The sequence below is a fragment of the Pseudomonas sp. YQ_6 genome (genome assembly GCF_043103245.1).
Lineage (GTDB): Bacteria > Pseudomonadota > Gammaproteobacteria > Pseudomonadales > Pseudomonadaceae > Aquipseudomonas > Aquipseudomonas alloputida.
In genome coordinates, this window is sequence record NZ_JBICJR010000047.1 from 67,671 (window position 1) to 90,062 (window position 22,392).

A 22,392-nucleotide genomic window follows, 5' to 3' on the forward strand; every position below is an offset into this window, starting at 1 on the left:
GGTAATCCTGGGGAAGGTGTGTTGCCAGTGCCGGCCCTTTCGCGGGCACGCCCGCGTAATCCCGTAGGAGCGGGTTTACCCGCGAAAGGGCCGGCACTGGCGAAAACATCAACTACGAATAAACGCCAGCAAATCCGCATTGATCACATCGGCATGGGTGGTCGGCATGCCATGCGGGTAGCCTTTGTAGGTTTTCAGCGTGCCATTGGGCAGTAGCTTGGCCGACAGTACCCCGGAGTTTTCATAGGGCACGATCTGGTCATCGTCGCCGTGCATCACCAGCACCGGCTGCTTGATGCCCTTCAGGTCCTCGGTGAAGTCTGTCTGGGAAAACGCCACGATGCCATCGTAATGGGCCTTTGCACTGCCGATCATGCCTTGGCGCCACCAGTTGCCAATGATGCCTTCGCTGGCTTCGACCCCCGGGCGGTTGTAGCCGTAGAACGGCCCTGTTGGCACATCCCGGTAGAACTGCGCCCGGTTGCTGGCAACCTGGGCCTGGAAACCGTCGAATACCGACTTGGGCAGGCCACCGGGGTTGCCGGGGGTTTGTACCATCAAGGGTGGTACGGCCGCGATCAGCACGGCCTTGGCCACATTGTCTTCAGGGTACCGGGCCATGTAGCGCACCACCTCACCGCCGCCGGTCGAGTGGCCGACATGCACGGCACCCTGGGTGCCCAGGTGGGCGACCACGGCGGCTACGTCGTCGGCATAGTGGTCCATGTCGTGGCCGTCCCATACCTGGCTGGAGCGGCCATGGCCCCGCCGGTCGTGGGCGACCACGCGGTAGCCTTCAGCGAGGAAGAACAGCATCTGCGCGTCCCAGTCATCGGCACTGAGCGGCCAGCCGTGATGGAAGTGGATCACAGGTGCATCGCGCGGGCCCCAGTCCTTGTAGAAGATCTGTACGCCGTCCTTCGTGGTTACATAGCTCATGGTCGTTTCTCCTGAGTGCAGGAAGCGAAGGGAGCTATTGAGAATAGGAGGGATTTTGGCAGGTATCAGGAAGTTGTGTTGCCTGTGCGGGCCTCTTCGCGGGTGAACCCGCTCCTACAGGGGGCTCATGGGTTTGAATGCGCAGGAGCGGGTTCTCCCGCGAAGAGGCGCGCACAGGCAACACTCATGCCCTTCAGACGCGGTCGCGCATGCGGTACCAGGCCTTTGCCGCAGCTTCCAAAGGTGCAGCCAGCAGGTCACCACCGGGGAAGCGGCCGTTGTCGATGCCTTGGTACAGCGCCAACAGGTCTTCATCGCCGAGAATGGTATCGCTGACCGCACGCGCCGCCGCCAGGGTCGGCAGTACGCCATGGCCGGAGAAACCCTGCAGCCAGTAGCGCTGGCCCTCGCGGCCGACGTCCGGGGTGCGCTTGATGCTGCAATCGATGTGGCCACCCCAGGCATAGTCGATGGCCACCCCGGCCAGTTGCGGGAATACCCGCTCCAGGTACGGGCGGGTGGCGCTGGCGACGTCCTTGGGAATGCCGCCCAGGTAAGTACAGCCACCGCCGAACAGCAGGCGGTGGTCTGGGGTGAGGCGGAAATAGTCGGGTACGAACTGGTTGTCGATCACGCAACTGTTGCGAGGTAGTAAGGAATGGGCCAAGTCGGCATCCAGAGGCGCAGTGGCGACTTGGTAGGAACCGACTGGCAACAGGCGACGCGACAGGCTGCGGTCAAGGCGGTCGATGTAGGCGTTGCAGGCCAGCACCAATACCTGGCAGCGGACTTCGCCACGGTCGGTACGGGCGACATAGCCGTCGCGAGCCTGCTGGTAGCTGAGCACCTGGCTCTGTTCGTAGATGCGCCCGCCGCCAGCCTCGATGGTACTGGCCAGGCCCTGTGCCAGTTTCAGCGGGTTGAGGTGGGCACCTTTGGCGTCGTACAGCGCGGCCTGGTAGCGCGGGCTGTCGATCCATTGCGGCAACTCGTCACGGCTGATCAGGCGCAGGGCGTCGTAACCCCATTTATGCTCGGCATCATGCAGGGCCTCTTCGAGCATTTTCACCCGGCGCGGCAATACCGCAGTCCACAGGCTGCCCTGCCGGTAGTCGATGTCGAAGCCGTGGCGTTGGGGCAGTTCGCGCATCTCGTCGGCGGCCCAGCACATGCTGGCCCATAGCCGTTGGGTGCGTTCGATGCCAAGGGCCTGCTCCAGCGGCGGCATGTCGCACGACCAGCCCAACAGCGCCTGGCCACCGTTGCGTCCGGAGGCCGCCCAGGCAACCCGGCTGGCTTCCAGCAGCGTTACGCGTTTGCCGGCCTGGGTCAGGCGCAGTGCAGTGTGCAGGCCGCTGAAACCGGCGCCGATGATCAGCACGTCGGTGTCCTGAGCGCCTTGCAGGGTAGGGCGTAACGGGATGTTGGCGGGGTAGGTCTGGGCGTAGTAACTGGCGACGTGCTGGGCGGATTGTTTGAACATGCCGGATTTTCCGTGAAAATTATTATGATTATTTTCATGAAAAGTTAGCAGTTAAATTTCACGTTGCCAATGGGTTGGTTGGGGTTTGTGGTTTGCCTTTTGTTAATGTGCTGCCTGGGCTGGTCTCTTCGCGGGTGAACCCGCTCCTACAGGGGGGCTCGCTTTTTCCGCGCCTGCCGTGGCTTGCTTGGGGTCGCCTTGCTTCCAGTCGCTTTGCTCTTCCCGCCACCGCGACGTTTCTTCTTCCAGGGCGGCGCCGCCCCGGCCGCTGGCCCGCTGATGGTCATGCGCATGCCGCTGCAACGCTCCACCAGCTTGCCCATCCACGCTGACTGCCGGGCGACGAACTCTTCCAGGGGCATCTCGCCGCTTTGCACCATGTCCAGCGCCTGCTCCCAGATCGCCGTGGTGCCGGGGTCGGCAATGGCTCGGGGAACGGCGTCGATCAGGCTGAAGGCCGCAGGGGTGGCCGACAACGCCTTGCCGTTCTTCACCAGGTAACCGCGGTCGAGCAGGCCCTGGATAATGCTGGCGCGGGTGGCTTCGGTGCCGATGCCGGTGGTTTCCTTGAGCTTCTGCTTCAGCCGAGGGTCATCCACCAGCTTGGCCACGTTTTTCATCGCCTTGATCAGGTCGCCTTCGGTAAATGGCTTGGGTGGCTGGGTCCACAGGTCTTTCAGCTGCAGGCCGTGTACGTTGCAGTCCTGGCCTTCGCGCAGCGCTGGTAACACCTGGGCCGGTGGTGCCTCGCGGCCTTTGGCCGGGGTCAGCGCTTCGGGCAAGGCGCGGCGCCAGCCCGGCTCGACGATCTGTTTGCCCACAGCACGCAGCGCATGACCGGCGCAGTCGAAGTCGGCCTGGGTGCGGTCGTACTCATGGTTGGGCAGGAACTGCGCCAGATAGCGGGCGCGGATCAGGGTGTACACGGCCTTGTGCTTGGCCGGCAGGCGCGAGGGGTCGCTGGCGGCGGCGGTGGGGATGATGCCATGGTGAGCGCTGACTTTGGCGTCGTTCCACGCCCGCGAGCGGCGTTGCGGCTCCAGGTACGGCTGCAGCGGCGCAAGGCTGGCATCGGCCCGTTGCAGGGCGGAGAGGATGGCGGGTGCCTCAGCGTGCTGGCTTTGTGGCAAATAGCCGCAATCGCTGCGCGGGTAGGTGATCAGCTTGTGTGTTTCGTACAGTGCCTGGGCAATGTCGAGGGTTTCCTGGGCGCCGAGGCCGAACTTTTTCGAGCACAGCTCCTGCAGGGTGCCAAGGTCGAAGGGCAGCGGTGCAGCTTCGCGCACACGCTCGGTCGCCACCTTTACCGCTCGGGCAGTGCCGGCATGGCCGATGTCGGTGGCGGCCTGCTGTGCCAGGCTTTGCTTCAGGCAGCGGCCTTGGTCATCACAGGCGTCTTCGGGGGCGCGCCATTGGGCATTGAAGCGTTGGCCGGCGTGTTCCAGCTGTACGTCGATGGCCCAGAACGGCACCGGCACGAAGTTGGCGATGCTGCGGTCGCGGTCGACCACCAGGCGCAAGGTAGGCGTTTGCACGCGGCCTACCGGCAGCACACCCTGGTAGCCGGATTGGCGGCCCAGCAGGGTGAACAGCCGGCTCATGTTCATGCCGATCAGCCAGTCGGCGCGCGAGCGGCCCAGCGCCGAGTGGTACAGGTTGAACGTCTCGTGGCCTGGCAGCAGGCGTGCCAGGGCCTTGCGGATGGAGGTGTCGTCCAGTGCCGACAGCCACAGGCGCTGCACCGGGCCGCGGTAGCGGCAATGCTCGACCAGCTCGCGGGCAATCATTTCGCCTTCGCGGTCGGCGTCGGTGGCAATCACCAGCTCCCGCGCTTCACCGAGCAGGCGCTTGACCGCCTTGAACTGGCTGGCGGTCTTGGGCTTTACCAGCATCTTCCACTTGTCTGGAATGATCGGCAGGTCGGCCAGGTTCCAGCGCTTGTAACGTTCGTCGTAGCTGTCGGGCGGGGCAGTTTCCAGCAGGTGGCCGATGCACCAGGTTACGCAGATGTCGGTGCCTTGCCAGCAGCCGTCGCCTTTGCGGTTGGCGCCGAGCACTTTGGCGATGTCTTTTGCCTGGGAGGGTTTTTCACAGAGGAACAGGCGCATGGCCGGGACGCTTCATCGGGGTGGTGGGCCATAGGATGCGCAAGCGGGGGCGCAGAGGCAAGTTTTATCTGGATGGATGTACAGGTTTTTTGTCAGCGGGGATGTATATCGCCTGTGCCGGCCTCTTCGCGGGTGAACCCGCTCCTACAGAAGCGCGGTGCTTGTAGGAGCGGGTTTACCCGCGAAGCGGCCAGTGCAGGTTATGGATCAGGCGCGCGAGTCGCGCACCATGTCGACATGCGGAATGCCAGCTTCGAGGAATTCCTCGCTGACTACGCGAAAGCCCAGCCGCTCATAGAACGGCGTGGCGTGCACCTGGGCGCTGAGCATCTGCTGTTTCAGGTCGCGGTTCTGCGCTTCGACGATGACCGCATTGACCAACGCATCGCCCACCTTCAGGCCGCGCCAGTCCTTGAGCACCGAGATGCGCCCGATGGTGCCGTCGGCCAGCAGGCGCGCAGTACCGATCGGATAGTCGCCTTCCAGGGCCAGGAAGTGCAGGGCGTCCTGGTCTTCCGAATCGAACTCGAGCTCTGGCGGAATGTGCTGCTCGGCGACGAACACGGCTTCACGGATACGGCGGATGTCGGCGTTGTCTTTGTGCCAATCGGCGAGGCGAACGCTGATCTTATTCATTGGCGAATCCCAGGCTCCCTTGTTTGACCAGCTGCTGTACCAGCATCAGGCCATCCTCATCCTGCAGCCACTCGGCCAGGTTATCGATGTGCAGGGCGTCGGCCGCACATACCAGCTTCAGCAGCTCTCGCAGTTTGCCAGGCAGTGGGCAACTACGGCCGCTGGCGAACAGTAGCAGGTCGTCTTCGAACTCGGACCAGGCCAGGCGTGCGCTGGGGTTGCGGATCAGGATGGCGCCTTGCTCAAGGGCATTGATCAGCTCTTCCTCGCTCAGCTCTTCGCCAACGATCTGCTCGGGGTAGCGCGGCTCGGTCATGAACTGGCCGAACCAGGTCAGCAGCAGGTCCTTGTCGCCCATGTGCTTGTCGAGCAGCGCCTTGAGGCGGTCGAGGGCATCGTGCTGGATCTGGTGCGGGTCGCTGACTGGCTGGGCGTCGGCGTCGCTGTAGCGCTCTTCGTCGGGCAGGAACTGGCCGAGGAAGTCGGTGAAGTGGGTCAGCACTTCGGCAGCGCTCGGTGCGCGGAAGCCGACCGAGTAGGTCAGGCAGTCATCCACGGCCACACCGTAGTGGGCCAGGCGCGGTGGCAGGTAGAGCATGTCGCCGGGCTCCAGGGTCCACTCGCCGCTCTGCTCGAACTCGGCCAGGATACGCAGGTCGGCGTGCTCCAGCAGTGGGCTGTCACTGCTGCACATCTGGCCGATCTTCCAGTTGCGCTGGCCGTGGCCTTGCAGCAGGAACACATCGTAGTTGTCGAAGTGCGGGCCGACGCTGCCACCCGGGGCGGCGAAGCTGATCATCACGTCATCGATACGCCAGCTGGGCAGGAAGCGGAAGTTTTCCAGCAGTTCGGCCACTTCCGGAACGAACTGGTCAACGGCCTGTACCAGCAGGGTCCAGTCTTTTTCCGGCAGTTCGGCGAAGGTGTCTTCGTTGAACGGGCCGCGGCGCAGCTCCCACGGGTGTGCGCCGTGCTCCAACACGATACGCGACTCGACTTCGTCTTCCAGGGCCAGGCCGGCGAGCTCGTCGGGGTCGATCGGGCTGATGAAGTCCGGGAAGGCCTGGCGTACCAGCAGCGGCTTCTTCTGCCAGTAGTCGCGCATGAATTCGCGGGCCGAGATGCCGCCGAGCAGCTGCAGTGGAGTATCAGGATTCATGTTCAACCTATTGAAAAAACGTAATTTTCGTACGGGAATAAAAACGCCCGGCCAGGCCGGGCGTTGTACGCGACGCTCAGCTTAGATGCGTTTGGCCTGGGCTGCCGCGTTACCGATGTAGGTAGCGGGGGTCAGCTGCTTGAGCTCGGCCTTGGCTTCGGCTGGCATGTCCAGGCCGTCGATGAAGGTCAGCAGCGCTTCTGGGGTGATGCCCTTGCCACGGGTCAGCTCTTTGAGCTTCTCGTAGGGGTTTTCGATGTTGAAGCGGCGCATCACGGTCTGGATCGGCTCGGCCAGTACTTCCCAGCAGGCGTCCAGGTCGGCGGCGATGCGAGCTTCGTTGACTTCCAGCTTGCCGATGCCTTTCAGGCTGGCCTCGAAGGCGATGACGCTGTGGGCAAAGCCCACGCCCAGGTTGCGCAGCACGGTGGAGTCGGTCAGGTCACGCTGCCAGCGCGAGATCGGCAGCTTGCTGGCCAGGTGCTGGAACAGCGCGTTGGCGATACCCAGGTTGCCTTCGGAGTTTTCGAAGTCGATCGGGTTGACCTTGTGCGGCATGGTCGACGAGCCGATTTCGCCGGCGACGGTCTTCTGCTTGAAGTAACCCAGCGAAATGTAGCCCCACACATCACGGTCGAAGTCGATCAGGATGGTGTTGAAGCGGGCGATGGCGTCGAACAGCTCGGCGATGTAGTCGTGCGGCTCGATCTGGGTGGTGTACGGGTTGAACTGCAGGCCCAGCTCGTCTTCGATGAAGGCGCGGGCGTTCTCTTCCCAGTCGATCTGCGAGTAGGCCGACAGGTGGGCGTTGTAGTTGCCCACGGCGCCGTTGATCTTGCCCAGCAGCGGCACGGCGGCAACTTGTGCGATCTGGCGCTCCAGGCGATACACGACGTTGGCCAGCTCTTTACCCAGGGTGGTCGGCGAAGCCGGCTGGCCGTGGGTGCGCGACAGCATTGGCACTTCGGCGTGGGCGTGGGCCAGGGCGCGGATGGCGTCGGCGACCTGGCGCATCAGCGGCAGCAGCACTTCGTCACGGCCGGCGCGCAGCATCAGGGCGTGGGACAGGTTGTTGATGTCCTCGCTGGTGCAGGCGAAGTGGATGAACTCGCTGACCTTGGCCAGCTCAGGCAGCTTGGCGGCCTGCTCCTTGAGCAGGTATTCAATGGCCTTGACGTCGTGGTTGGTGGTGCGCTCGATTTCCTTGACGCGCTCGGCGTGCTCCAGCTTGAAATCGGTGGCCAGGCTGTCCAGCAGGGCGTTGGCTTCGGCGGAGAACGCCGGCACTTCGCCGATTTGCGGGTGGGCGGCCAGGCGCTGCAGCCAGCGCACTTCGACCAGGGCGCGGAAACGGATCAGGCCGAATTCGCTGAAAATGGGGCGCAAGGCCTGGGTTTTGCCGGCATAACGGCCGTCTACAGGGGAAACCGCAGTGAGCGAAGAAAGCTGCATGGGGTGTTCTCGGACAGTCAGGCTTTTGGAAGGGCGCATATCATACATGAAAAATGCGCCTGGGTCGGGTGGCTGACCAAAGGTCGGCCCAATTTGGATCTGGTGGCAGACCCTGTGGGAGCGGGCATGCCCGCCAACACCGGCGTAGCCGGTGCCATACACCGCGTCGCCTGCTTCGCGGGCACGCCCGCTCCCACAAAGGGCAGCCCAGCCCGTCAGTTGGGGCTGCGCATCATGTCATACAGTTCGTTCAGCAACTTGCGCCGGCTGAACACCAGCTGCCAGCGGTGCCCGCCCAGCTGCCGCCACAGTCGCGCGGCGCGGATGCCGGCCAGCAGCAGGGCGCGGATCTTCGAGGCGTTGTTGGGCTGCTGCAGGAAGCGCATGTCGCCGTGCACCTGGATGCGCTGGCGCAAGGTACTCAGCGTGTCCTGGTACAAGGCTCCACTGGAAGCGATGACGTTTTCGTGAACCAGGCCGAAATGCTCGGCCTGCGACTGGATTTGCGGCAGGCGGTTGCCGATGGTGTCCAGCAGGTCGCCACGCTTGTTCAGCTGGCGCTCCAGGCCCAGCATCGACAGGGCGTAGCGCAGCGGCTCGCGTTGCAGGCTGTTGGGGTCGCGCTCGAGGGCGCCGATCAGCGCTCGGTAGCCGTCGCGCAGGTTCAGGTCGTCACCGCCGAACACCTCCAGGGTGTCCTTGGGGTCGCGCACCAGCAGGCTGCCCAGCATGCAGCCGATATTGGCTTCACTGGCCTGGCCGGTGCGGGCGATGCGGTCGACAAGCACGGCGGCCTGGAACACACCACCCAACGCGATCAGCTGCTCCTGCAGGTTGCTCATGCGCGCGGGCTCCACGGCTCGGCAGCCTCGATCACGCCGCCGCCCAGGCACACTTCGCCGTCGTAGAACACCACGGACTGGCCCGGCGTCACGGCGCGCTGAGGCTCGTCGAACACGGCGCGGTAGCCGCTGGCGGTGCGTTCCAGGGTGCATCGCTGGTCGCTCTGGCGGTAGCGCACCTTGGCAGTCAACTGCCGTGGGCTGCCGAGGTCGACCGGGTTGACCCAGAAAATCTCCGAGGCCAGCAGGGCGCGGGAGAACAGCCATGGGTGCTCGTTGCCCTGGCCGACCACCAGCACGTTGCGGGCCAGGTCCTTGTGCAGCACGTACCACGGCTCGTCACTGGCATCCTTCAGGCCGCCAATGCCCAGGCCCTGGCGCTGGCCGATGGTGTGGTACATCAGGCCGTGGTGACGGCCGATCACTTCACCTTCGGTGGTTTCAATGTCGCCCGGCTGGGCCGGCAGGTACTGCTTGAGGAAGTCGCTGAAGCGGCGCTCGCCAATGAAGCAGATGCCGGTGGAATCTTTCTTCTTGGCGGTGGCCAGGCCGTGTTTTTCGGCGATGGCGCGCACTTCGGGCTTTTCCAGTTCGCCGACCGGGAACAGGGTGCGGGCAATTTCCTTGCCGCCGACGGCGTGCAGGAAGTAGCTCTGGTCCTTGTTCGGGTCCAGGCCCTTGAGCAGTTCGGTGAGCGTGCCGGTGTCGCGGCGGCGCACGTAGTGGCCGGTGGCGATCAGGTCGGCACCCAGCGACAGGGCATAGTCGAGGAACGCCTTGAACTTGATTTCGCGGTTGCAGAGGATGTCGGGGTTGGGTGTGCGGCCAGCCTTGTATTCGTCAAGGAAGTGCTCGAACACGTTGTCCCAGTATTCGGCGGCGAAGTTGGCGGTGTGCAGCTTGATGCCGATGCGGTCGCACACGGCCTGGGCGTCGGCCAGGTCTTCACGGGCGGTGCAGTATTCGGTGCCGTCGTCTTCTTCCCAGTTCTTCATGAACAGCCCTTCCACCTGGTAGCCCTGCTCGATGAGCAGAAGGGCTGAGACGGAAGAGTCCACGCCGCCGGACATGCCGACGATGACGCGGGTCTTGGCGGGGTCTTTAAGTGCTGGGCTGGTCATGGGTACCGGTGTGTATCAAGGGGGAAAAACGCCGATTCTATCAAACCTGCGGAGCCGCGTCAGTCGCGTAGCAGGTCGAGGCTGTGCAGCGGGCCTTTGAGGTAGTCATCAAGGCAGCGTGGCACCAGCTCGCTGCGCCAGCGAGTCGGGTCGGCCAGCAGTTCGTCGCGGGTCAGCCACACGGCGCGGAGGATGTCGCTGTCCAGGGCCAGGTCGGCGTGATGGTGCACGGGGCGGGCGGCGAAGCAGACGCGCTGGTAGGTCACGCCGTTGCTGGGGGCGGTGTACAGGTAGATGCCGACCACGCCGGTCAGCTCGACTTCCCAGGCCGTTTCTTCCAGGGTTTCGCGCAGGGCGGCCTGGGGCAGGGTCTCGTTGGGCTCGAGGTGGCCGGCAGGCTGGTTGAAGACGTGCTGGTTGGCTTTGAATTCCTCGACGAAGAGGAACTTGCCTTCGTGCTCGACGATGGTGGCGACGGTGATGTGGGGTTGCCAGGTCATTTGCCATGTCCTTTCAGATTGCCGGGACCGCCTTGCGGTCCTTCGCGGGCTCGCCCGCTCCCAAAGGTGCAGTGCAGGTCTTGCTGACAGCACCTTTCCTGTGGGAGCGGGCAAGCCCGCGAAGGGCTGCGCAGCGGCCCCAATCCAGAAAGCACAAACCCCGGTGCGTGGCCGGGGTTTGAGCTGTTACTTCAAGCGAACCTTACAGGGCAGCGATGGCGCTGTTCAGGGTCTGGCTTGGGCGCATCACCTTGGCGGTCAGCTCGGCATCCGGGGCGTAGTAGCCGCCGATGTCGGCTGGCTTGCCCTGAACGGCGTTGAGCTCGGCGACGATGGTCGCTTCGTTCTCGGCCAGGGTTTTTGCCAGTGGTGCGAAGCGTGCCTGCAGGGCAGCGTCGTCCGTCTGAGCAGCCAGGGCTTCGGCCCAGTACAGGGTCAGGTAGAAGTGGCTGCCGCGGTTGTCGATACCGCCGACTTTGCGCGACGGCGACTTGTTGGTGTCGAGGAACTTGCCGGTAGCCTGGTCCAGGGTGTTGGCCAGAACCTTGGCGCGCGGGTTGTCGTAGGTGTTGCCCAGGTGCTCCAGGGAAGCGGCCAGGGCCAGGAATTCACCCAGCGAGTCCCAACGCAGGAAGTTTTCTTCAACCAGCTGCTGCACGTGCTTCGGAGCCGAACCACCGGCGCCGGTTTCGAACAGGCCACCGCCGTTCATCAGCGGCACGATCGACAGCATCTTGGCGCTGGTGCCCAGTTCCATGATCGGGAACAGGTCGGTCAGGTAGTCACGCAGCACGTTGCCGGTCACCGAGATGGTGTCCTTGCCTTCGCGGATGCGGGCCAGGGAGAACTTGATGGCGTCGACCGGTGCCAGGATGCGGATGTCCAGGCCGGTGGTGTCGTGATCTTTCAGGTACTGCTGCACCTTCTCGATCATGACGCCGTCGTGGGCGCGAGCCGGGTCCAGCCAGAACACCGCCGGGGTGTTGCTCAGGCGGGCACGGTTGACGGCCAGCTTGACCCAGTCCTGGATCGGCGCGTCCTTGGTCTGGCACATACGGAAGATGTCACCGGCTTCGACGTTCTGCTCCAGCACGACGTTGCCCTTGCCATCGACTACGCGAACCACGCCGTCAGCCTTGATCTGGAAGGTCTTGTCGTGGGAACCATACTCTTCGGCTTTCTGCGCCATCAGGCCAACGTTCGGCACGCTGCCCATGGTGGTCGGATCGAAGGCACCGTTGACCTTGCAGTCTTCGATGGTGGCCTGGTAGATGCCGGCGTAGCAGCGGTCCGGGATCACGGCCTTGGCGTCTTGCAGTTCGCCTGCGGTGTTCCACATCTTGCCCGAGTCACGGATCATGGCCGGCATCGAGGCGTCGACGATCACGTCGCTCGGCACGTGCAGGTTGGTGATGCCTTTGTCGGAGTTGACCATGGCCAGGGCCGGGCGCTCGGCATACAGGGCCTGGATGTCGGCTTCGATCTCGGCCTGCTTGTCGGCGGGCAGGTCCTTGATACGGGCGTACAGGTCGCCGATACCGTTGTTGGCGTTGAAGCCTACTTCGGCCAGGGCAGCGGCGTGCTTGGTCAGCACGTCGTTGTAGAATTCTTCGACGATGACGCCGAACATGATCGGGTCGGAGACCTTCATCATGGTGGCTTTCAGGTGCACCGACAGCAGCACGCCAGCGGCCTTGGCATCGGCGATCTGCTCGGCGATGAAGGCTTTCAGGGCCTTGCGGCTCATGGTGGCGCAGTCGATGACTTCGGCGGCTTTGACGGCGGTCTTTTCTTTCAGCACGGTGGTGCTGCCGTCTTTGCTGACCAGCTCGATGCGCAGGCTGTCGTCAGCTTCGATCAGTGCGGCTTTTTCGCTGCCGTAGAAGTCGCCCTGGGTCATGTGGGCAACGTGCGACTTGGAGTCAGCGGCCCAGGCGCCCATCTTGTGTGGGTGCTTGCGGGCGTAGTTCTTGACCGACAGCGGCGCGCGGCGGTCGGAGTTGCCTTCGCGCAGCACCGGGTTCACGGCGGAACCCTTGATGCGGTCGTAGCGGGCACGGGATTCTTTTTCTTCCGCGGTGGCCGGCTCGTCGGCGTAGTCAGGGATGTTGAAGCCCTTGCCTTGCAGTTCCTTGATCGCGGCTTTGAGCTGCGGTACCGAGGCGCTGATGTTCGGCAGCTTGATGATGTTGGCTTCAGGGGTGGTAGCCAGCTGGCCCAGTTCCGCCAGGTGATCGCCTACTTGCTTCTCTGCGCCCAGTTGCTCCGGGAAGGCGGCAAGGATACGGCCAGCCAGGGAGATGTCGCGAGTTTCGACAGCGATGTCAGCCGAAGCGGTGAACGCTTCGATGATCGGCAGCAGCGAGTAAGTGGCGAGGGCGGGGGCTTCGTCGGTGAAGGTATAGATGATCTTGGAACGGGTGGGCATGCGGGTTAACTCTCTGTGTGCTGAGCGTGCTCGAGTCTCGTGGTGCGCAGGGTAGGCGCATCGCCCTGGCAGCGCCATGAGCGGAAAGTCGAGAGGCTGCGAGCGGTGATGGTGGATGCATCAGTCGAGCGTCAAGTGCTGAGCTGCGGTAACAACCCAGGCTTTATGGCCATTCATGGCCTAGGGCGGTCCGCATTTTCCTGGGATTCGCCCCGATGACCCTTCGGTCGCGGCGGAGTATACCAAACCATTCGGGCTAATCAGCAAGGCCAAGTGATATCGGCCCATTTATAAGACCAAAGACTAAGCGGCAATGCGGCGGGTTGTCGCATGCCTTGCAGGTCGGCAGATGTGGTTTAGGCTCAGTGGATCGCACGATGTCCAAACCACACCAGACAGCGGAGTAGTGCAAGCATGGGATACCAGAAAATCAAGGTTCCGACCGACGGCACCAAGATCACCGTCAATGCAGATCATTCGCTTAACGTGCCTGATAATCCGATCATTCCTTACATTGAAGGCGACGGGATCGGCGTCGATGTTTCGCCGGTAATGATCAAGGTGGTCGATGCCGCCGTGGAGAAGGCCTACGGTGGCAAGCGCAAGATTGCCTGGATGGAGGTGTACGCTGGCGAGAAAGCCACCCAGGTGTATGACCAGGATACCTGGCTGCCGCAGGAAACCCTCGATGCCGTGCGTGATTACGTGGTATCGATCAAGGGCCCGCTGACCACACCGGTCGGTGGCGGCATCCGCTCGCTCAACGTGGCCCTGCGCCAGCAACTGGACCTGTATGTGTGCCTGCGGCCGGTGCTGTGGTTCCAGGGTGTACCGAGCCCGGTGAAAAAGCCTGGCGACGTCGACATGGTGATATTCCGCGAGAACTCCGAAGACATCTATGCCGGCATCGAGTGGAAGGCCGGCTCGCCCGAGGCGAACAAGGTGATCAAGTTTCTCAAGGAGGAAATGGGGGTCACCAAGATCCGCTTCGACCAGGATTGCGGTATCGGCGTCAAGCCGGTGTCGAAGGAAGGTACCAAGCGTCTGGTGCGCAAGGCCCTGCAATATGTGGTGGATAACGACCGCGAATCACTGACCCTGGTGCACAAGGGCAACATCATGAAATTCACCGAGGGTGCCTTCAAGGACTGGGGGTACGAGGTGGCGCGTGACGAGTTCGGTGCTCAACTGCTCGATGGCGGCCCTTGGATGAAGTTCAAGAACCCCAAGACCGGTCGCGAGGTCATCGTCAAGGACGCCATCGCCGACGCCATGCTGCAGCAGATCCTGCTGCGCCCGGCGGAGTACGACGTGATCGCCACCCTCAACCTCAATGGTGACTACCTGTCCGATGCCCTGGCGGCAGAAGTGGGCGGTATCGGCATTGCCCCGGGCGCCAATCTGTCCGACACCGTGGCCATGTTCGAGGCCACTCACGGCACTGCGCCCAAGTATGCCGGGCAGGACAAGGTCAACCCGGGCTCGGTGATCCTCTCGGCAGAGATGATGCTGCGCCACATGGGGTGGACCGAAGCCGCCGACCTGATCATCAAGGGCACCAATGGCGCCATTGCGGCCAAGACCGTGACCTACGATTTCGAGCGGCTGATGGAGGGCGCCAAGCTGGTAAGCAGCTCAGGCTTTGGCGATGAAATGATCAAACACATGTAAGGCAACAGAAAACCGGTCGCCTCCCGTAAAGAGGCGGCCGGTTTTTTCGTCTATCGGCACAGCGCAGGCAGTCAGGCTTTTGCAGTTTCGCTTTGCGGCTCGCCCAGGGTTCTGGCAGCCTCTGCCGCAGCGGCCGCGGCATCTTTGATTTCGACGGCGTGCAAGCCTTTGGGGCCCTGGACGATGTCGAATATCACGGCCTGGCCAGCTTTCAGGGTCTTGTATCCGTCCATTCGGATGGCGGAATAATGGGCGAACAGGTCATCGGATTTACCTTCCTCATTGATGAATCCATAGCCCTTGGCATTGTTGAACCACTTGACTTTACCGCTTGCCATCCCTATGTCCCTCTGCAAAGGACTCCATCACTGGAGTATCATCCACTTCATCCGCATACGAACCTTGCGAAAAATCTGGTTGACTGCGCGGATCTTTATCGACCACGGTGGGTTCTTATTGGTTGTAACACCGTTTTGCCGATAGTCAAGGTCACGCGGCGCCTGCGCTGGCGGTGGCCTGTGCAGTCAACCTGCAACCTTAACCTGACGCTCATGATGAAATTCTTTCCATGCATGCACCTAGTGAGATTCGACTAACATTCAATCAGGATCGCCCGCAATCGAATGAGGACGACGGCTCAGGTCTTGCAGTTCAGGAAGCCAAGCCGATCCTGCAGGCGCCACCGATGTACAAGGTGGTTTTGTTCAACGATGACTACACGCCAATGGATTTCGTCGTCGAAGTGCTCGAGACGTTCTTCAGTCTGAACCGCGAGCTGGCGACCAAGATCATGCTGACCGTCCATACCGAGGGGCGGGCAGTGTGCGGATTGTTTACCCGTGACATCGCCGAAACAAAGGCTATGCAGGTCAACCAATACGCCAGGGAAAGCCAGCATCCGCTACTCTGTGAAATCGAGAAGGACGGTTAATCGCCGACCACTTGGGTATGAGGTGAAGCTATGTTAAACCGCGAGCTCGAAGTCACCCTCAATCTTGCCTTCAAGGAGGCCCGTTCGAAGCGTCATGAGTTCATGACCGTCGAACATCTGCTGCTGGCACTCCTTGACAATGAGGCTGCCGCGACCGTTCTGCGCGCCTGTGGCGCCAATCTCGACAAGCTCAAGCATGACCTGCAAGAGTTCATCGATTCCACCACGCCGTTGATCCCTGTCAACGACGAAGATCGTGAAACCCAGCCGACCCTGGGCTTCCAGCGCGTGCTGCAGCGTGCCGTGTTCCACGTGCAAAGCTCTGGCAAGCGCGAAGTGACCGGCGCCAATGTGCTGGTGGCGATTTTCAGCGAACAGGAAAGCCAGGCCGTGTTCCTGCTCAAGCAGCAGAGCGTGGCCCGTATCGACGTGGTCAACTACATCGCCCATGGCATCTCCAAGGTGCCAGGGCATGGTGCACAGTCTGAAAGCGAGCAGGACATGCAGGACGATGAGGGTGGCGAAACCTCCTCTTCGAGCAACCCGCTGGACGCCTACGCCAGCAACCTGAACGAACTGGCCCGTGCCGGCCGTATCGACCCGCTGGTCGGTCGCGAGCAGGAAGTGGAGCGCGTGGCACAAATCCTCGCTCGTCGGCGCAAGAACAACCCGCTGCTGGTGGGTGAGGCAGGCGTGGGCAAGACGGCCATCGCCGAAGGCCTGGCCAAGCGCATCGTCGATGGTCAGGTGCCTGACCTGCTGGCGCAGAGCGTGGTGTACTCCCTCGATCTGGGCGCGTTGCTGGCCGGTACCAAATACCGTGGTGACTTCGAGAAGCGCTTCAAGGCGCTGCTCGGTGAGCTGCGCAAGCGTCCGCAGGCCATCCTGTTCATCGACGAAATTCACACCATCATCGGTGCCGGTGCGGCGTCGGGCGGGGTGATGGATGCTTCCAATCTGCTCAAGCCGCTGCTGTCGTCGGGTGAAATCCGCTGCATCGGTTCGACCACGTTCCAGGAATTTCGCGGCATCTTCGAGAAGGATCGTGCCCTGGCGCGCCGCTTCCAGAAGGTGGATGTCAGCGAGCCATCGGTCGAAGACACCGTGGGCATTCTGCGCGGCCTGAAAGGGCGTTTCGAAAGCCACCACAACATCGAGTACAGCGACGAAGCCCTGCGCGCCGCTGCCGAACTGGCTTCGCGCTACATCAATGACCGGCACATGCCTGACAAGGCCATCGATGTGATCGACGAGGCTGGCGCCTACCAGCGCCTGCAGCCAGAAGCCAGTCGCGTCAAGCGCATCGATGTGCCGCAAGTGGAGGACATCGTCGCCAAGATTGCGCGAATTCCGCCGAAGCACGTCACCAGTTCCGACAAGGAGCTGCTGCGCAACCTCGAGCGCGACCTGAAACTGACCGTGTTTGGCCAGGACCAGGCAATCGACTCGCTGGCCACCGCGATCAAGTTGTCCCGTGCCGGCCTCAAGTCGCCAGACAAGCCGGTGGGTTCGTTCCTGTTCGCCGGTCCTACCGGCGTCGGCAAGACCGAAGCGGCGCGGCAATTGGCCAAGGCGCTGGGTGTGGAGTTGGTGCGTTTCGACATGTCTGAGTACATGGAGCGCCACACCGTGTCGCGTTTGATTGGTGCGCCTCCGGGTTATGTCGGTTTCGACCAGGGTGGCTTGTTGACCGAGGCGATCACCAAGCAGCCGCACTGCGTATTGTTGCTCGACGAAATCGAGAAGGCCCACCCGGAAGTCTTCAATCTGCTGCTGCAGGTGATGGACCACGGTACCCTGACCGACAACAACGGGCGCAAGGCCGACTTCCGTAACGTGATCCTGATCATGACCACCAACGCCGGTGCAGAAACCGCGGCGCGGGCGTCGATCGGCTTCACTCATCAGGACCACGCGTCCGATGCCATGGAAGTGATCCGCAAGAGCTTCACGCCAGAGTTCCGCAACCGTCTGGATACCATCATCCAGTTTGGCCGCCTGAGCACGGAGACGATCAAAAGCATCGTCGACAAGTTCCTTATCGAATTGCAGGCGCAGCTGGAAGACAAGCGTGTGCTGCTGGAAGTCAGCGATGAAGCGCGCGGTTGGCTGGCGGTTTCGGGCTATGACGTGCAGATGGGCGCGCGGCCAATGGCGCGGCTGATCCAGGACAAGATCAAGCGGCCGCTGGCCGAGGAGATCCTGTTTGGCGAGCTGGCCGAGCATGGTGGCGTGGTGCATGTCGACCTGCGCGATGGCGAGCTGGTGTTCGACTTCGAAACCACGGCTGAGGTCGCGTGATGTGCAGGGGCTGCCTGCAGCCCCTTGCAATTTCTTAAGGCACAAAAAAGCCCGGCACCTGGCCGGGCTTTTTCATGGCTTGAGCTTAGCGCGCACGGTAGGTGATGCGGCCCTTGCTCAGGTCGTACGGCGTCAGTTCGACGCGGACCTTGTCGCCAGTGAGAATACGGATGTAGTTCTTGCGCATCTTTCCGGAGATGTGCGCGGTTACGACGTGCCCGTTTTCCAACTCCACGCGGAACATGGTGTTGGGCAGGGTGTCGACGACAGTACCTTCCATTTCGAAGCTGTCTTCTTTCGACATGCAGTTGAGCCCTCGGATCCAGTGTTAGCCCGACGCATATCCGCACCGGGCAAAAAAGTGGCGTGGATTATGCCGGAAAACTGCGTGTCAAGCCAATGCTTTCAGTTGAGGGTGACCCAGCGCTGGTTTATCAGCAGCTCGATAGGTCGGTACTGCGTCTTGTAGTTCATCTTCTTGCAGTTCTTGATCCAGTAGCCCAGGTAAACCGCCTCCAGGTTCTGGCGCAGCGCTTCGGTGATCTGCCAGAGAATGGCGAAACGGCCAAGGCTGCGGCGCTCCTCGTCCGGCTCGTAGAAGGTGTACACCGCCGACAGGCCATTGGGCAGCAGGTCGCACACTGCCACCGCCATCAACCGGCCTTCCAGGCGAAACTCGTAGAACCAGCAGAACGGCAGGTCGCGTACCAGGAAGGTGGAAAACTGATCGCGGCTGGGCGGGTACATGTCGCCATCGGCGTGGCGCGTTTCGATATAGCGCCGGTACAGCTCGAAGTACTCTTCCTTGAACGCCGGGCGCGCTGCGGTTACGGTCAGGTCGGCGTTACGTTTGAGTATGCGACGCTGCTGGCGGTTGGGGATGAAGCGCGCCGCCGGGATGCGCGCCGGCACGCAGGCGTTGCAGTTCTGGCAGTGTGGGCGGTACAGGTGGTCGCCACTGCGGCGAAAGCCCATTTCCGACAAATCGGCGTACACGTGCACGTCCATCGGCTGGCTGGGGTCGAGGAACAGCGTGGTCGCTTGCTCCTCCGGCAGGTAGCTGCAGGAATGGGGCTGAGTGGCATAGAACTTCAACCGCGCCAACTCTGTCATGATCGACCCCTTCGGTGAGACGTTGTTTTAAGTGTAAGCCAGCTACGGGAACTCGCCTAGGCAACCCATGAAGCACTGTTGGGCTGGTCAAGGTGGCGTGCCAGGTAGCTGGCGAACTCGGCACGGCTGATGGCATGGGCGCCCAGGCTGTGCAAGTGGTTGGTCGGCATCTGGCAGTCGATAAGCACGAAGCCGGCGTCTCGCAGGTGATTGACCAAGGTCACGAAACCGACCTTGGAGGCGTTGTCGGCGCGGCTGAACATCGATTCGCCAAAGAACAGCTGGCCCATGGCCAGACCGTACAGGCCCCCGACCAGTTCGCCGTCCTGGCGAACTTCAACCGAATGAGCGATGCCACGGCGGTGCAGCTCGCAGTAGGCGTTGCGCATGGTGTCGGTGATCCAGGTGCCGTCAGCGTAGTCGCGAGGCGCGGCGCAGGCGGCGATCACGGCCGGGAAGTCGGTGTCGAAGCTGACCTGGTAACGGCCTTTGCGTATCAGCTTGGCCAGCGAGCGTGACACATGCAACTGGTCGGGCAACAACACCGTGCGCGGGTCGGGTGACCACCACAGGATCGGCTGGCCGTCCTGGTACCACGGGAAGCAGCCATGGCGATACGCCTGCACCAGGCGCTCGGGGCTCAGGTCGCCGCCGGCGGCCAGTAGGCCGTTGGGGTCGTGCAGCGCCTTTTCCAGGGGCGGGAAGGTCAGCGAGTCGCGGGTCAGCCAGGTGAGCATGGTCTATCGTGCGGTGGGGGAGGGGAGAGGGCAGCATGGCTTGGGAGAAAAGCGGGGTCAATCTCTTTGGGGGCCTCAAACCAGCGCGGTAACCTGCAAAAGGCTACCCCTACAGCGAGGTGAGGCAGTTTTGCGGCAATTCAGGGCAATTTCCTACACATTCATCCAGCCGCAGGCACCATCCGCTACATTTGCTGTCACACCTGTGCAAAAACACAGCATAAGCCTTTGTCACAAAAGAAAATGCATGCTCAAATTGCAGCTATAGGAATTCGCCCCCGGCCAAACCCCCATACGGCGTGCCGCCATGGCGGCTGGCGGGCAGTAATGTTAAAAGTAGTGGTTCGTTGGTCGCGCAGCGGCCGATCACTATTGGACGCGCACCACGCGCAGGAATAGACGCGTTTTGAAGAAATCCACCGCAACTCCAGCTCCATTGCCTGTGCCACTGTGGCGGCAGCAGCTGCATTATCGCCTCAAGGAAGGTGCGTTGATCGCTGTCGGCGCTCTGTGCCTGTACCTGTGGATGGCGCTGCTGACCTACGATACGTCGGACCCGGGCTTCAGCCACACCAGCAACGTCGACCAGGTGCAGAATGCGGCCGGGCGTGCCGGTGCCTATTTCGCCGACATCCTGTTCATGGTGCTGGGTTACTTCGCCTATATTTTTCCGCTGCTGCTGGCGGTCAAGACCTGGCAGATTTTCCGCGAACGCCACCAGCCGTGGGACTGGAGTGGCTGGCTGTTCTCCTGGCGGCTGATTGGCCTGGTGTTCCTGGTGCTGTCGGGGGCGGCGCTGGCGCATATCCACTTCCACCCGCCCGCCAGCCTGCCGTTCTCTGCCGGTGGCGCACTGGGCGAAAGCCTGGGCGACCTGGCGCGCAACCTGCTGAACGTGCAGGGCAGCACGTTGATGTTCATTGCCCTGTTCCTGTTCGGCCTGACCGTCTTCACCGACCTGTCGTGGTTCAAGGTGATGGACCTGACCGGCAAGATCACCCTCGACCTGTTCGAACTGGTGCAAGGGGCTGCTACCCGCTGGTGGGAAGCGCGCAACGAGCGCAAGCGCCTCGAGGCACAGCTGCGCGAGGACGAACCGGTGTTCAAGGCCGCGCCGATGGCTGCCGAGAAGCGTGAGCCGGCCAAGCCGTCACTGCGCGAGCGCATCCTCAAGCGTGAAGAGCCACCCGCTCAGCCGGTCGAGCCACGTGAGCCAACCCTTGCACGCGAACCGATTGTGCCGCCACGTGAAACGGCGCCTGAGGCGTTGGCGCCGCGTGAAACCGTGGTGCCCCGCCAGCAGCACGCAGCGCCCACCATTGTGCCGCCGTCAGCCGCCAGCAGAGCGCCGGAGCCGAGCAAGCGGGCGATGAAGGAAAAGCAGGCGCCGCTGTTTGTCGACAGCGCCGTGGAGGGCACCTTGCCCTCGATTTCCATCCTCGACCCGGCCGAACAGAAGAAGATCGAGTATTCGCCAGAATCCCTGGCCGGTGTCGGCCAGTTGCTGGAAATCAAGCTCAAGGAATTCGGTGTGGAAGTGGCGGTGGATTCGATCCACCCCGGCCCGGTGATTACCCGTTACGAAATCCAGCCGGCCGCCGGCGTGAAGGTCAGCCGCATCGCCAACCTGGCCAAGGACCTGGCGCGTTCGCTGGCCGTGACCAGTGTGCGAGTGGTCGAGGTCATCCCTGGCAAGACCACGGTGGGTATCGAGATACCCAACGAAAACCGCCAGATGGTGCGCTTCTCCGAAGTGCTGGCCACGCCGCAGTACGACGAGCAGAAATCGCCCGTCACGCTGGCGCTGGGCCACGACATTGGCGGCAAGCCGGTGATCACCGACCTGGCCAAGATGCCGCACCTGTTGGTGGCCGGTACAACCGGCTCCGGTAAGTCGGTAGGTGTGAACGCGATGATTTTGTCGATCCTGTTCAAGTCCAGCCCGGAAGACGCGCGGCTGATCATGATCGACCCGAAAATGCTTGAACTGTCCATCTACGAAGGCATCCCGCACCTGCTATGCCCGGTGGTCACCGACATGAAGGACGCCGCCAACGCCCTGCGCTGGAGCGTGGCCGAAATGGAGCGGCGCTACAAACTGATGGCGGCCATGGGCGTGCGTAACCTGGCCGGTTTCAACCGCAAGATCAAGGACGCCCAGGAAGCTGGCGAAATCATCCATGACCCGCTGTACCGCCGTGAGAGCATGGACGATGAGCCGCCTGCGCTGAAAACCCTGCCGACCATCGTGGTGGTGGTGGACGAATTCGCCGACATGATGATGATCGTCGGCAAGAAGGTCGAAGAGCTGATCGCCCGTATCGCGCAGAAGGCTCGGGCGGCCGGTATTCACCTGATCCTCGCCACCCAGCGCCCGTCGGTGGACGTGATCACCGGCCTGATCAAGGCCAACATCCCGACCCGTATGGCGTTCCAGGTGTCGAGCAAGATCGACTCGCGTACCATCATCGACCAGGGCGGTGCCGAACAGCTGCTCGGCCATGGCGACATGCTGTACATGCCGCCAGGCACCAGCCTGCCTATCCGGGTGCACGGCGCATTCGTGTCCGACGACGAAGTGCACCGCACGGTCGAGGCGTGGAAGCTGCGTGGCGCCCCGGACTACAACGACGACATCCTCAACGGCGTCGAAGAAGCCGGTAGCGGCTTTGATGGCGGCGGCGGCGGTGGCGAGGGTGACGATGCCGAAACCGACGCCCTGTATGATGAAGCGGTGCAATTCGTGCTTGAGAGCCGTCGCGCCTCCATTTCTGCCGTGCAACGCAAGCTGAAGATCGGCTACAACCGTGCCGCGCGCATGATCGAGTCGATGGAGATGGCCGGCGTTGTCACCCCGATGAACAGCAACGGCTCGCGGGAAGTGATAGCCCCGGGCGGCCCGCGCGATTGATGAACACCCTGCCGGGCGCCAACGGTGGCGCCCGGCCTTTTCAACGCTCAATGAGGATTC

Annotated in this window: 18 protein-coding genes; 4 read left to right on the forward strand and 14 right to left on the reverse strand. The window is 62.5% G+C overall.

Annotated features, from left to right (window positions below; all coding sequences use genetic code 11):
- Window positions 1-108: 108 nt before the first annotated feature.
- From ACF8FG_RS15190 to ACF8FG_RS15235, 10 genes are all read right to left on the reverse strand, one after another.
- Window positions 109-939, reverse strand: a complete 831-nt coding sequence (locus ACF8FG_RS15190; protein WP_318078979.1) for an alpha/beta hydrolase — start codon at window positions 937-939, stop codon at window positions 109-111.
- A 193-nt stretch (window positions 940-1,132) separates the two neighbouring features.
- Window positions 1,133-2,422 carry an FAD-binding oxidoreductase gene (locus ACF8FG_RS15195; RefSeq protein WP_267273262.1) on the reverse strand — a complete coding sequence of 430 codons (1,290 nt, stop codon included), beginning with the start codon at window positions 2,420-2,422 and terminating at the stop codon, window positions 1,133-1,135.
- A gap of 146 nt (window positions 2,423-2,568) precedes the next feature.
- Entirely contained in the window at window positions 2,569-4,530 is a 1,962-nt protein-coding gene (locus ACF8FG_RS15200) for a DNA topoisomerase III (protein WP_076402775.1), read from the reverse strand.
- A 207-nt stretch (window positions 4,531-4,737) separates the two neighbouring features.
- Window positions 4,738-5,166: a GNAT family N-acetyltransferase gene (locus ACF8FG_RS15205; protein WP_003251237.1), complete on the reverse strand. Its 429-nt coding sequence runs from the start codon at window positions 5,164-5,166 to the stop codon at window positions 4,738-4,740.
- Window positions 5,159-6,325 (reverse strand): cupin domain-containing protein, encoded by a 1,167-nt coding sequence (locus ACF8FG_RS15210; protein ID WP_014590368.1) that lies wholly within the window; start codon window positions 6,323-6,325, stop codon window positions 5,159-5,161. The genes ACF8FG_RS15205 and ACF8FG_RS15210 overlap by 8 nt, the downstream gene beginning before the upstream one ends.
- A gap of 81 nt (window positions 6,326-6,406) precedes the next feature.
- Window positions 6,407-7,777 carry an adenylosuccinate lyase gene (gene purB, locus ACF8FG_RS15215; RefSeq protein WP_010954819.1) on the reverse strand — a complete coding sequence of 457 codons (1,371 nt, stop codon included), beginning with the start codon at window positions 7,775-7,777 and terminating at the stop codon, window positions 6,407-6,409.
- A 215-nt stretch (window positions 7,778-7,992) separates the two neighbouring features.
- A complete protein-coding gene (hflD, locus tag ACF8FG_RS15220) occupies window positions 7,993-8,619 on the reverse strand; it encodes a high frequency lysogenization protein HflD (RefSeq protein WP_010954818.1) in 627 nt (208 codons plus the stop codon).
- Window positions 8,616-9,740 carry a tRNA 2-thiouridine(34) synthase MnmA gene (gene mnmA, locus ACF8FG_RS15225; RefSeq protein WP_014590369.1) on the reverse strand — a complete coding sequence of 375 codons (1,125 nt, stop codon included), beginning with the start codon at window positions 9,738-9,740 and terminating at the stop codon, window positions 8,616-8,618. Before mnmA ends, hflD begins: the two co-directional genes overlap by 4 nt.
- Before the next feature lie 59 nt (window positions 9,741-9,799).
- Complete coding sequence (locus ACF8FG_RS15230) at window positions 9,800-10,240, reverse strand: NUDIX hydrolase (RefSeq protein WP_019438216.1); 441 nt, start codon at window positions 10,238-10,240, stop codon at window positions 9,800-9,802.
- A gap of 202 nt (window positions 10,241-10,442) precedes the next feature.
- On the reverse strand, window positions 10,443-12,668 hold the full coding sequence (locus tag ACF8FG_RS15235) for an NADP-dependent isocitrate dehydrogenase (protein ID WP_014590370.1): 2,226 nt from the start codon (window positions 12,666-12,668) through the stop codon (window positions 10,443-10,445).
- Window positions 12,669-13,082: 414 nt separating this feature from the next.
- On the opposite strand from ACF8FG_RS15235, the gene icd reads away from it, so the two are divergent.
- Complete coding sequence (gene icd / locus ACF8FG_RS15240; protein WP_014590371.1) at window positions 13,083-14,339, forward strand: NADP-dependent isocitrate dehydrogenase; 1,257 nt, start codon at window positions 13,083-13,085, stop codon at window positions 14,337-14,339.
- A 71-nt stretch (window positions 14,340-14,410) separates the two neighbouring features.
- Here the strand turns inward: icd and cspD are convergent, their stop codons facing one another.
- Window positions 14,411-14,677 (reverse strand): cold shock domain-containing protein CspD, encoded by a 267-nt coding sequence (gene cspD / locus ACF8FG_RS15245; RefSeq protein ID WP_014590372.1) that lies wholly within the window; start codon window positions 14,675-14,677, stop codon window positions 14,411-14,413.
- 230 nt (window positions 14,678-14,907) lie between these two features.
- On the opposite strand from cspD, the gene clpS reads away from it, so the two are divergent.
- Window positions 14,908-15,270, forward strand: coding sequence for an ATP-dependent Clp protease adapter ClpS (clpS, locus tag ACF8FG_RS15250; protein WP_003251220.1), 363 nt, complete (start codon window positions 14,908-14,910; stop codon window positions 15,268-15,270).
- 30 nt (window positions 15,271-15,300) lie between these two features.
- Window positions 15,301-17,571 (forward strand): ATP-dependent Clp protease ATP-binding subunit ClpA, encoded by a 2,271-nt coding sequence (gene clpA, locus ACF8FG_RS15255; RefSeq protein ID WP_010954812.1) that lies wholly within the window; start codon window positions 15,301-15,303, stop codon window positions 17,569-17,571.
- An 85-nt stretch (window positions 17,572-17,656) separates the two neighbouring features.
- On the opposite strand, the gene infA is transcribed toward clpA, so the two are convergent.
- From infA to aat, 3 genes are all read right to left on the reverse strand, one after another.
- Window positions 17,657-17,875 carry a translation initiation factor IF-1 gene (gene infA, locus ACF8FG_RS15260; protein ID WP_002553999.1) on the reverse strand — a complete coding sequence of 73 codons (219 nt, stop codon included), beginning with the start codon at window positions 17,873-17,875 and terminating at the stop codon, window positions 17,657-17,659.
- A gap of 101 nt (window positions 17,876-17,976) precedes the next feature.
- Complete coding sequence (locus tag ACF8FG_RS15265; protein ID WP_003251215.1) at window positions 17,977-18,684, reverse strand: arginyltransferase; 708 nt, start codon at window positions 18,682-18,684, stop codon at window positions 17,977-17,979.
- Between the two features lie 56 nt (window positions 18,685-18,740).
- The gene (gene aat, locus ACF8FG_RS15270; RefSeq protein WP_014590373.1) at window positions 18,741-19,421 is read right to left on the reverse strand and encodes a leucyl/phenylalanyl-tRNA--protein transferase; all 681 of its coding nucleotides are present in this window, start codon (window positions 19,419-19,421) and stop codon (window positions 18,741-18,743) included.
- A gap of 406 nt (window positions 19,422-19,827) precedes the next feature.
- On the opposite strand from aat, the gene ACF8FG_RS15275 reads away from it, so the two are divergent.
- On the forward strand, window positions 19,828-22,332 hold the full coding sequence (locus tag ACF8FG_RS15275) for a DNA translocase FtsK (RefSeq protein WP_014590374.1): 2,505 nt from the start codon (window positions 19,828-19,830) through the stop codon (window positions 22,330-22,332).
- Window positions 22,333-22,392 lie beyond the last annotated feature (60 nt).